Annotated in this window: 8 protein-coding genes; 5 read left to right on the plus strand and 3 right to left on the minus strand. The window is 72.7% G+C overall.

The annotated features are described in order from the left end of the window. Both ADK86_RS17800 and ADK86_RS17805 read left to right on the plus strand, forming a co-directional pair. The gene (locus ADK86_RS17800) at window positions 1–1,833 is read left to right on the plus strand and encodes a non-ribosomal peptide synthetase (RefSeq protein ID WP_053697459.1); all 1,833 of its coding nucleotides are present in this window, start codon (window positions 1–3) and stop codon (window positions 1,831–1,833) included. After that, window positions 1,830–4,748: a condensation domain-containing protein gene (locus ADK86_RS17805; RefSeq protein WP_053697460.1), complete on the plus strand. Its 2,919-nt coding sequence runs from the start codon at window positions 1,830–1,832 to the stop codon at window positions 4,746–4,748. The genes ADK86_RS17800 and ADK86_RS17805 overlap by 4 nt, the downstream gene beginning before the upstream one ends. Before the next feature lie 135 nt (window positions 4,749–4,883). Here ADK86_RS17805 and ADK86_RS17810 read toward each other — a convergent pair whose 3' ends face one another. After that, window positions 4,884–6,335 (minus strand): amidase, encoded by a 1,452-nt coding sequence (locus ADK86_RS17810; protein WP_053697461.1) that lies wholly within the window; start codon window positions 6,333–6,335, stop codon window positions 4,884–4,886. A gap of 143 nt (window positions 6,336–6,478) precedes the next feature. Here ADK86_RS17810 and ADK86_RS17815 point away from each other — a divergent pair, with 143 nt between their 5' ends. Next, window positions 6,479–7,075: a TetR/AcrR family transcriptional regulator gene (locus tag ADK86_RS17815; protein WP_053697462.1), complete on the plus strand. Its 597-nt coding sequence runs from the start codon at window positions 6,479–6,481 to the stop codon at window positions 7,073–7,075. A 48-nt stretch (window positions 7,076–7,123) separates the two neighbouring features. Here ADK86_RS17815 and ADK86_RS17820 read toward each other — a convergent pair whose 3' ends face one another. Continuing rightward, the gene (locus tag ADK86_RS17820) at window positions 7,124–8,089 is read right to left on the minus strand and encodes a helix-turn-helix transcriptional regulator (RefSeq protein ID WP_053697463.1); all 966 of its coding nucleotides are present in this window, start codon (window positions 8,087–8,089) and stop codon (window positions 7,124–7,126) included. A gap of 96 nt (window positions 8,090–8,185) precedes the next feature. Here ADK86_RS17820 and ADK86_RS17825 point away from each other — a divergent pair, with 96 nt between their 5' ends. Together ADK86_RS17825 and ADK86_RS17830 are read left to right on the plus strand one after the other, a co-directional pair. Continuing rightward, window positions 8,186–8,551 (plus strand): VOC family protein, encoded by a 366-nt coding sequence (locus ADK86_RS17825; protein WP_053697464.1) that lies wholly within the window; start codon window positions 8,186–8,188, stop codon window positions 8,549–8,551. Between the two features lie 87 nt (window positions 8,552–8,638). After that, window positions 8,639–9,682, plus strand: coding sequence for an IS481 family transposase (locus ADK86_RS17830; RefSeq protein WP_063789026.1), 1,044 nt, complete (start codon window positions 8,639–8,641; stop codon window positions 9,680–9,682). Window positions 9,683–9,946: 264 nt separating this feature from the next. On the opposite strand, the gene ADK86_RS17835 is transcribed toward ADK86_RS17830, so the two are convergent. Next, complete coding sequence (locus ADK86_RS17835) at window positions 9,947–10,768, minus strand: urease accessory protein UreD (protein WP_234345915.1); 822 nt, start codon at window positions 10,766–10,768, stop codon at window positions 9,947–9,949. Window positions 10,769–10,859: the final 91 nt, after the last annotated feature.

Below are 10,859 nucleotides of genomic sequence, written 5' to 3' on the forward strand. Positions count from 1 at the left end.
ATGACCACCATCGATGCCGGTCTGCCCGGTCTCGTCTCGCACTACGCCCGCACCACCCCCGACGCCCTCGCCGTGACCGATGGCGAGACCACCCTGACGTACGCCGGGCTTGAGGCAGCGGCCCGCGGCTTCGCTCGGGTGCTGCGCGAGCGGGGCGTGCGCCGCGGCGACGCCGTCGGCGTCCTGCTGCCGCACTCCGTGCCCACCGTGGTCACCCAGCTCGCCGTCTGGTGCGCGGGCGGGCACTATGTACCGCTCGACCCCGACTATCCCCCGCCGCGCATCGCCACCATGCTGGAAACGGCCGGTGCGGTCCTGACCGTCGGGAGCAAGGACCTGACGGAGGCGGCGGGCATTCCCGGGGACCGGGCGCTGCTGCCGCCCGCCGGAACGGAGCAGGCCGGGGACGCTGCGCCGTTCGAGGAGTACGACCCGGACGCCGTCGCCTACGTGATGTTCACCTCCGGCTCGACCGGGCAGCCCAAGGGCGTCGCCGTCACCCACCGGGGCATCGCGGGCCTGGCGCACCGGCCCGAGTACGTGACGATCACGCCGCGCGACCGGGTGCTGTTCCACTCCCCCGTCACCTTCGACGCCTCGGCCTTCGAGGTGTGGGGCGCGCTGGCGAACGGCGCGGCGGTGGCGGTCTCCACCGCCGACCGGCTCTCGCCGACCGGCCTGGCGCGGGACACGGAGCGGCTGGGCGCGACCGTCACCGTGCTGACCACCGCGCTCTTCCACCACCTGGCGGCCCGGCGCTCGCCGCTGTTCGGGGTGCTGCGGGGCGTACTGGCGGGCGGTGAGGCGCTGTCCGCGCAGCACGCGCGCTCCGTACTGCGCGCCCACCCCTGGCTGGAGCTGGTCAACGGCTACGGGCCTACCGAGGCGACCACCTTCGCCACCGCGCACCGCGTCACGGACGCCGACTGCGACGGCCCGCCGCCCATCGGACGGCCGATCGCCGGGACGACCGCGTACGTCATGGACGAGCACGGCGAGCCGGTGGCGCCGGGCGTCCGGGGCGAGTTGTGGCTCGGCGGGCCGCGGCTGGCGCTCGGTTACGTCGGGCAGCCGGACCGTACGGCGGAACGCTTCGTCGACCACCCGGTGGCCGGGCGGCTCTACCGCACCGGCGACGTGGTCTCGGCGCGGCCCGACGGCACGCTGGACTACCACGGCCGGACCGACGACCAGATCAAGGTCCGCGGCTTCCGCATCGAGCCGGGCGAGATCGAGCACGCACTGCGCGAGCACGCCGGGGTCGCCGACGCGGCCGTGGTCGTCCAGCGGCCGACGCCGGACGACGCGCGGCTGGTGGCCTTCGTCGCGCCGGAGGACGGCTCGGCGCCCGGGGCCGCCGCGCTGCGCGCGCACCTGGAGGAGCGGCTGCCCGCGCACCTCGTACCCAACGTGTGGGGGTTCGTGGACGCGCTGCCGATGACGGGTGTGGGGAAGGTGGACCGGCGGGCGCTGGCCGAACGGCCGGTGGACGGGGACGACACCGACAGCCCCCCTGCTCCCGCCGCCTCCCTCTCCCCCCTCCAGCAGGTGGTCGCCGACCTGTGGAGCCAGGCCCTCGGCCTCCCCGTCGACGACCCCGCCGCCGACTTCATCGCGCTCGGCGGGCACTCGCTGCTGGCGCTGTGTGTCGTGGAGGACCTGCGCGAGGACCTGGGCGTGGAGATGTCGCTCGCCGACTTCTTCGCCGCTCCCACGGTCGCCGCGCAGGCGGCCCACGTCGAACAGGCCCTGCTGCGCCTGCACGAGGCCCCCGGCACGTCCGACGACGCCCCGTCCGCACCGGCCCCGTCCGCTTTGGAGGACCCCCGATGACCACCGCTTCGGACACCGCACGCGAGGCGGCGCTGCTGCGGATCGCCCGGCAGCGGCAGGCCGCGAAGCGCGACGGTACGGCGCGCGAGGCCGCCGCCGGCCCGGCAGGACCCGCGCCGCTGTCCGCCGCGCAGCGCCGGATGTGGCTGATGGACCGGCTCGGCGGCAGCGGCGCCGCGTACCACGTACCGTTCGCCACCCGGGTGCGCGGGCCGTTCGACCCGCAGGCCCTGGGCCGGGCGCTGACCGCTCTCGTCCGGCGGCACGAGGTGCTGCGCACGCGGTACGGGCAGCGCGACGGCGAGCCGTACCAGGAGGTGACGGACGCGGCGCCGGTACCGGTCGAGGTGGTTCCGGCGGACGGTGACGCGGCGGAGCTGCTGCGGGAGGCCGCGGCGCGCCCCTTCGACCTGGCGGGCGGCCCGGTGCTGCGCGCGCTCGTCGTACGGCATGCCGCCGAGGACCACACTGTACTGCTGACGCTGCATCACATCGCGATCGACGGCGGGTCGTTGGCGGTCGTGGCGCGCGAGCTGAGCACGTTGTACGGGGCTGCCGTCGGCGGCGATGAGGTGCTGTCCGGCACGCTTCCCGGCCCGGCGCCCCAGTACGCGGACTTCGCCCGCCGGGAGCACGCGGCCATGGACGTGCTGGAAAGCGGGCTGGAGTACTGGCTCAGGCGCCTCGCGGGCGCCCGGCCGGTGCCGCTGCCCGCCCCGGCGGCCGGCTCCGGCGCCGCGGCCCGGCGCGGGGAGGCGGCGCTGCTCGCCGAGCCGCTGCCGCCCGCCGTCCTCGAAGGGCTGCGGGCGACGGGCCGGGAGCACCGGAGCACCCTGTTCACCGTCGTCCTGGCCGCCGCGTACGCCACGGTGCTGGCGGCGACGGGCTCCACCGACCTGGTGCTCGGATGCGCCAGCAGCCACCGCGACCGCGCGGACGTGCGCGATCTGGTCGGCCTGTGCGTCAACACCCTGCCCGTGCGGGTGGACGCACAGGGCGCCGGGGTGTTCGGCGAGCTGCTGGACCGGGTGCGGGACGCGCTGCTGGAGGCGCAGCAGCACCGCGACGTACCGTTCGACCTGATCGTCGAGCGGCTCGGGGCGGCGGCCCGCGGGGCGGACGGCCAGCCGCTGGTGGATGTCACGGCGGACGTACTGCGGGCACCCGTCGCCCTCGAACTGCCCGGATTGCTGAGCGAGCCAGTCGAGATCGATCTGGGGACGGCCAAGTTCGGTCTCGGTCTCTACGTGGAGGAGGACCGGAGCGACGGCGGGCCGCCGCGCTGCCTGGTGCAGTACGACCGGGCGCGGCTCGACGAGCCGACGGCCCGGCAGCTGCTGCGCGGCTTCGCGGACCTGCTGGCAGCGGTCGCCGCGAACCCCGGCCATCCGCTGCCCGAGGCCGGTGTCCGGGCGGCCCACCCGGCCGAGCTGTTCCTCAGGGATCGGCCGGAGGTGGCGGAGGCCGTCCTGCTGGAGACCGGCGGTGGGCGGTCGCTCGCGTACGTCGTGCCCAGCGGCGTGGGCACGCTCGAACCGATGGGCCTGCGGGCCGCGTTGCGTTCGCGGCTGGCGCCGGAGCTGGTCCCGGCCGCGGTGACGGTCCTGGACGCGCTGCCGCGTACGGCTGACGGCGCGGTGGACCACGGCCGGCTGCCGGGCGCACCGGCGGCGGCCGTACCCGTCATAGCCGGTGGGCCACGCGAACAGGCCGTACTGGAGGCGTTCTCCGAGCTGCTGGGGCGGCGGCCCGCTCCGGACGCCGACTTCTTCCTGCTCGGCGGGCATTCGCTGCTGGCGGTGCAGCTGGCCGACCGGCTGCGCGAACGGCTGGGCCTGCCGCTGACCGGCCTCGATGTGATGGAGCACCGCAGCCCGCGGGCGATCGCCGCCCTGCTCGACGGGCGGGACCAGGAACGCGCGGCAGCGCTGGCCGCCGTCCGGACCGCGGCCCGGCCGACAGCTCCGGAGCACGGCGCCTCCCGCACCACGGCGGCCCGTACCGGAACGGTCCTGGTCACCGGCGCCACCGGCGGCGTGGGCTCGTTCGTGCTGCGGGAGCTGGCGGCGCGCGGCATCCCCGTACGGGCCCTGGCGCGGCCCGAATCGGCGCACCTCCTGGCGGCCGACGGCATCGAGGTGGCCGAAGGGGACCTGAGCGATCCCGACAGCCTGCGGGCGGCTGCGGCCGGGGCGGACGCGGTGATCCACGCCGCCTGCACCTTCACCTCCCCCGAGGTGGACCTCGCGGCGATGCGGGCGGTGCTGGACGGCTGGCGGCGGGGCGCCTTCGTCTTCGTCAGCAGCGTGGACGCGTACGGGCAGCCGCCGGTCACCGACGTGACCGAGGAGACCCCGCCGACGGGCCCGTTCACCGCGTACGGGCGGGCCAAGCTCGACTGCGAGCGGATGCTGCTGGAAGCTGCTGGGAGCGGCGGGCGGGGCGGGGCCACCGTCGCGCGGGTGCCCATCGTGTGGGGGCCGCACGCCCGGCTGCGCGACCAGCTGCGCTGGGGTGCGACCGGGCAGTTCTTCCAGGCGGCGCGCGGCGGCGAGCCGATCGAGCTGCCCGCGCGGGACCGCGGCTGGTACGGCGCGCCCTGGGTGCACGGTGCCGCGCTGGCCCGCGCGCTGGTCAGCTGCGTGGAACGGCCGTCCGGCGGCGTCGTGAACACGGTCGGCGGCCATGTCGACTGGCGGGACTTCGCCGCCGAGCTGATCCGCCTGCTCGGCAGCTCCAGCGAAATCCACGCCACCCACGCGGGCCCGGCGGACGACCGGCACCAGCCCTCGGAACCGGACTTCCTCCTGCACCACCGCCGCCGCTACCGCCCCGCCGCCGCGCTCGCCGCTGAACTGGCGGAGCGTCCGGACGAGGACTGGAGGTCGGTCCTGGCCGAGATGCTGAAGCACTGACGGGCTTACGGCTTTCCCAAATTGCCCGCCACCCGACGGCACCGATTCCGCCCGATTGCCGTCTTCCAGTACGCGGCGCCGCTCTTTCCCCCAGGAGCGGCGCCGTGTCGCGTGCGGGGAGGCGGCTCGAAGGACTCAGTGGGCCGGGTGGTCCCCTGCCCACACCGCAGGGGTCCGGCCCGACCACGGGCTTGCCTGTTCGAGCTGTCCGGCGAGGCGGAACAGGCGGCCTTCGAGCCCGTAACCGGCGGCGAACTGCATCCCCACCGGGAGTCCCGTCCCGGCGTCGGCCGCCAGCGGCACCGACATGGCGGGCGTGCCCGCCACATTGAACGCCACGGTGAACGGCGAGATGTCGAAGAGGCGGCGCAGCCAGCCAAGACCGTCCAGCGCCTCGGCGCCCTCGGCATGCGTGCCCAAGGGCACGGGCAGCTCCGGCAGGGTCGGGGTGAGCAGCACGTCGTAGGCGTCGAAGGAGCGTGCCAGGCTGCGGGCGACCCGGTTGCGGACTTCGAGCGCGGTGACGAACTGCGCGCCGCTGACCTGCTGCCCGTAGTGATAGCCGGCGAGGATGGGCGGTTCGAGGGTCGAGGAGTCGATGGGCCGGCCGGAGACGGCGGCCAGTTCGTCGATGGAGGCCGCGAGGTTCGCCGACCACTGGCGGGCACCGGCCAGGAGGAATTCCTCCCAGTCGACCCCGAGGCCGACCTCGGCCTCTTCCACCTGGTGGCCGAGGGATTCCAGCAGACGCACGGTGCGGGAGAGCGCGTCGGTCACGGGTGCGGTGGTGCGGTGTCCGCCCCATGGCTGGGCGAGGACACCGATGCGCAGTGCGCCGGGGTGGCGGGTGACCTCCTCCGCGTACGGGCGCGACGGCTCCGGGGCGTAGTAGGGGTCGCCCGGTTCCGGGCCGCGGATCTGGTCGAGCAGCACCGCACTGTCGCGTACGGTCCGGCTGACGCTGCCCTGCACGGCCAGGCCGTTGAAGACCTCGTCGAAGCCGGGGCCCATGGAGACCCGGCCGCGGGTGGGCTTGAGCCCGAAGAGGCCGTTGCAGGCGGCGGGTATGCGGATCGATCCGGCGGCGTCGGTGGCGTGGGCGAGCGGGACCACCCCGGCGGCGACCGCCGCGCCCGCGCCCCCGCTCGATCCGCCCGCGCTGCGCGCGAGGTCCCATGGGTTGCGGGTCGCGCCGTACAGCACCGGTTCCGTCGTGTTGCTGTACGCCATCTCCGGTGTCGCGCTACGCCCGAACGTCACCAGTCCGGCGCGGCGGAAGCGCCGCATCAGGGAGGAGTCGGCGCCGGCGACATGGCCTTCCGCGAGGCGGCTGCCCAGCTCCATGCGCCGCCCGGCCATGGCGACCCCGATGTCCTTGATCAGGAAAGGCACACCGGCCAGCGGGGCACTGCCGGGGGCGGGCCGGTCGTCGGTGGGCCAGGTCTCCACGACGGCGTTGATCCGCGGGTTGACCGCCCGCGTGGCCTCGCGCGCGGCGGCTTCCAGTTCGGCGGGGGCCACCTCGCCCCGGGCCACCAGCTCCGCCAGCCCGACCGCGTCGAAGCTCACGTACTCGGCAACTTGCACTGTCACTCCCGGCAGGATGAGAACGATACCGACGAGTCCCTGACGATACCGATCGGTATCGTACGGGACGGACTGGTACCGTAACAGGGGATGAGAGGCCCTACAACAGACCGGGCCGGACCGGACATCACGGAGCAGCGGACATGGCATCGACCGTCAGAAGGCCGAGCAGGGTGGCGAAACTGCCGCCCCGCGAGCGCATCCTCGACGCCGCGGAAGAGCTCTTCCAGAGCGAGGGCATCAGCCGGGTGGGCGTCCAGGCGATCGCCGAGCAGGCCGAGACCACCAAGATGGCGATCTACCGGCACTTCGACACCAAGGACGCGCTGGTCGCGGAATGGCTGCGGATCGTCGCCGCCGACTACCAGGCCGCCTTCGACCGGGCCGAGGCCGAACACCCCGGCCAACCCCGGGAACAGATCCTGGCCCTGGCCCGCTTCATCGCCGACGGACTCCCGAAGATCTCCCACCGGGGCTGCCCGTTCATCAACTCCCTCGCCGAACTCCCCGACCGCTCCCACCCCGCACGGCAGGTGATCGAGGAACACAAGGCCCGCCAGACCCGCAGACTGACCGCCATGTGCGCCGGGGCCGGACTGCCCGACCCCGAGCAGACCGCGGCCGAGATCACTTTCGTGCTCGAAGGGGCGCAGGTCAGTACGCAGAACGGCAGCATCGACCGGGCGGGGGACCGGCTGATGCGCATGGTCGAGGGGATCGTGGACCGGAACGGCTTCTAGCTGTACCGACCGGGCACGTTGATTGAGAACAGGGGACCTGACCGGCAATCACGATGCGGGGGTTGAGTGTCTGTCAGCCAGGTCCCTGGCGAGCTGACTGATGCGTGCGCGGGCCGTCTCAGGGGCGAGCACCTCGATGTGGTCGCCGAACTGAAGAAGCTGACGCACCGACTCGATGTCGGGGTAGCGCACGACGACGACGCACGAGCCTTTTTCCGCGTCGGAGACATGGTGGATGCGGGTGCCGAGGATGCGCCGCGCCAGGTCGAGACCCTTTTCCGGCAGGCGGATGGTCACGCTCACGCGATCTTGCTCCTCAGTGCGTTTCTTCAACACGGCCCATCGGGTGCGGAGGGTTTCGCCTGGTTGGAGCACGGCTGGTGCGTCTAGCTGTTCAAAGGCCGACAGTCGTTCCAGAGCGAGCAGCCGGCTGTCGCCCTGGTCATCGGCGACGAGATACCAGCGGCCTGATTTCGCCACGATCCCGTACGGGTCGACCACCCGTGTCGAAGCATGGCTTTCGGCGCTGCGCCGGTACAGGATTCGAAGGCGTCGCCGGTGTCGCAGGGCCGAGGCCAGATCCGATACTTCGACCGCTGCCTCGGGGGCAGCAAACCACGCGGTGCTGTCGACAAGCACAAGGTCAGCCAGCCGCAGCGGGCTCGGCGACTCAGGTGCTGCAGCCTGGCGGGCGGCGATCTTGCGCTCGGCCGACTCCCACACCGCAGTCAGGCCCATTCGCTCACGTAGTGCGCTGTCCAAGCCGGCCACGGACAGGGCCTCCAGTTCTGGTGGTTCCAGATGGGATGTGCTGAGCCGTGCACTGGGGAGCAGGACGATCCCACCGTTCCGTCCACGTTCGGCATAGACGGGCACGCCCGCTGTCGATAGCGCCTCGACGTCCCGCAGCACAGTCCGCCGGGACACCTCAAGACGCGCGGCGAGCTCCGTGGTAGTGAGCCGCTGACGGGTCTGCAGGAGCAGCAGGAGATGCAGGAGCCTTGCAGCCTTCATGCTTACCCATGTTCTCAGAAAAGGTGACAGGTTCCGTCGCGATTGGGTGATCCACTGGGTGCTGGACCGAGAGAACAACGAGTTGAGGAGCGCTCCATGCCCGCACCGAACCTGTTCCTGATCGGCGTCCGCGACGCCGAGGCCGCCACCGCCTTCTACAGCGACCTGTTCGAGATCGAACCGACCTTCACCAGTCCCCACTACGTAGCCTTCGAAGCTGCCCCCGGTGTCCTGTTCGCACTGTGGACGGGCTACAGCGAGCACGCGGTCCCGAGCCTCCCTCGTACGACAGAGATCGGACTCATGGTGCCGGGGCCATCGCAGGCGATTGACGAGATCTTCACGAGGTGGGCCGCGAAGGGGGTCCACGTTGTGCAGGAGCCGCATGATGCTGTCTTCGGCCGCACGTTCGTGATTACGGACCCTGACGGCAACCTCATCCGAGTCTCCCCGGTCGACTGACCTGCACTATCCCTCCCCGCATATCTCCGAGCTGAAGGGCCGGCCACACACCATGGCCGGCCCTTCAGCCTGTCCAGGAGCTCAGATATGTCGCATTCGAACGCGGCCCTCACCCCGCGCCACCGGCTGAAAGTCGCTCTCGTCGCTGACGACGGCCGGCCAATCAGCGAAGTCGCGGCCCGCTTCCAGGTGTCCTGGCCGACCGTGAAGCGCTGGGTCGATCGCTACCTCGCAGGCGAGTCCATGCAGGACCGATCCTCACGACCGCGGAGCTCTCCGGCCAAGACACCCAAGACCGTGACGAAGAGGTGCGTCAGCCTGCGACTACGTCTGCGGGAAGGGCCGGTCCAGCTCGCTGCGAGACTCAATATCGCCCCGTCGACAGTGCATCGAATCCTGCGATCGGCCCGCCTGAACCGACTCGCCTACGTCGACCGTGAGACCGGTGAGCCCGTCCGCCGGTATGAGCACGACCATCCGGGATCACCGGTGCACGTGGACGTGAAGAAGCCCGGGAACATCCCCGACGGTGGCGGCTGGCGCTACGTCGGCCGCCACCAAGGCGCCAAGCACCGCGCCGCGACGCAGAGCAAGTCACGCAACGCCTACGGCGGCCCGAAGGTCGGATACGCATTCGTGCACACCGTCATCGACGACCACTCCCGCGTCGCCTACACCGAGATCCACGACGACGAAACAGCCGTCACCGCCGTCGGCTTCCTGCACCGGGCTGTCGACTGGTTCGCTGACCGTGGCGTCACCATTGAGAGGGCCCTGTCGGACAACGGCGGCGCGTACCGCTCGTACCTGTGGCGCGACAACTGCGAAGCGCTTTCGATCACCTCGAAGTTCACGCTCCCTTACCGCCCGCAGACGAACGGGAAGGTCGAGCGCTTCCACCGCACCATGGCCGATGGCTGGGCCTACGCCCGCTGCTACACCAGCGAGCAAGAACGACGCGACGCACTGGCCGGTTGGCTCCACCAGTACAACCACCACCGGCCCCACACCGCGTGCGGCAACCAGCCGCCATTCTCACGACTGATCAACGTGCCCGGTCAGCACACCAGCGGCCGTCAAGGTCCGCACCCGGGGTTGGCTGACGGCCCGATCGGCCGACCGATCAGCTGAGCGCGCCGTGGTCCTCGCCCGGCGCGAATCCCCGAACGCGCACCGCCGTAGGGCGCATGTCGTCGTCCGGGGCTTCGGCGTGAAAACCCGCGGAGGTGAGAATGCGGATCAGCGCGTCCGGGCAACGGCCGTGGTCAGCGCGGCGGGCCCGGCCAGCGGCGTACGCGCACCCTGACCCTCCCCCTGCGCCCCGTCGGCGTCCCAGCCTGGAGCGCCTCCCGCAAGGCCACCGGACCCCTCACTTCAGCCCCAAGGCCCACGGCGCTACCCACCCGCCTCCAACAGGCGCCGCACCCGCAGCGCGTCCGGGGCAACGGCCGTGGTCAGCGCGGCGGGCCCGGCCAGCGGCGTACGTACGCCCTGGCCCTCGCCTGGATCCCCGCCGAGCACCAGGACCTCAGCGGGCTCCTCCTCGAACCCCGGGCCCGCGGCCAGCAGTTGACCGACGGCGCGGTGCCCGCCGAGCACCGCGCCGGTGTCCCAGCCCGGGGCGCCCGGGCCGTAGGCCGTCTCCTGGTCGAGGAGTGTGCGCCCGGCGCGGTGGACCGTGAGGCGGCTGCGCAGCCGTCCCGGGCGCTCGCCGCTGCGTCCCAGTACCTGTTCCTCGCGCAGGACCAGGCGTGCGGTGGGTGCGAGGTGGACGGTCGTCGTCATCCGCAGATCGCTGCCCTCGGCGGAGATGAGCGGTTCGGGGAGCCATTCCAGCCGGGCGCCCTCGCCGACGGTCAGTTCCACGTCGTACGTGGCGTGCCCGGGGACGCGCCCCGGCAGCGCGACGGATGCCGCAGCCGCCGTGACGCACAGGTCGGCGCCGTCCTCGGCGGTCACCTCGATGCGCAGCCGGTCCCCGCCGAGCGGCGCGCTCATGGCGCCGACGACGCACACCGTGGCCTGCGTTCCGTACGAGCGGACGCGGCGCAGCGCGATCGGACCGTCACCGTCCAGGACGGGCAGGCCGGTTACGCCGTCCGCGCCGGCCCGTGCGGTGATACGGGCCGTGGCGCGCAGGCCGTGCGGCACCGGGCCGGCGGCCGGGAGCGGTTCTGGGGCCGGTGGCCGGTCCCGTTCGGGGGGCGCGAGGGTCATGCGGGGCCTGTGGTCCAGTCGGTGAGGCGGGTGCGGATCCAGTCCGCGATGGGCCGGACGCCGTCGTGGGCTTTGAGGGAGGTGAAGGTGA

Origin of the sequence: Streptomyces sp. NRRL F-5755 (assembly GCF_001279365.1) — a bacterium.
Lineage (GTDB): Bacteria > Actinomycetota > Actinomycetes > Streptomycetales > Streptomycetaceae > Streptomyces > Streptomyces rimosus.

Coding starts and splice junctions, on each gene's coding strand:
- ADK86_RS17800 (WP_053697459.1), top strand. CDS start 1: ATGACCACCATCGATGCCGGTCTGCCCGGTCTCGTCTCGCACTACGCC.
- ADK86_RS17805 (WP_053697460.1), top strand. CDS start 1,830: ATGACCACCGCTTCGGACACCGCACGCGAGGCGGCGCTGCTGCGGATC.
- ADK86_RS17815 (WP_053697462.1), top strand. CDS start 6,479: ATGGCATCGACCGTCAGAAGGCCGAGCAGGGTGGCGAAACTGCCGCCC.
- ADK86_RS17820 (WP_053697463.1), bottom strand. CDS start 8,089: ATGAAGGCTGCAAGGCTCCTGCATCTCCTGCTGCTCCTGCAGACCCGT.
- ADK86_RS17825 (WP_053697464.1), top strand. CDS start 8,186: ATGCCCGCACCGAACCTGTTCCTGATCGGCGTCCGCGACGCCGAGGCC.
- ADK86_RS17830 (WP_063789026.1), top strand. CDS start 8,639: ATGTCGCATTCGAACGCGGCCCTCACCCCGCGCCACCGGCTGAAAGTC.
- ADK86_RS17835 (WP_234345915.1), bottom strand. CDS start 10,768: ATGACCCTCGCGCCCCCCGAACGGGACCGGCCACCGGCCCCAGAACCG.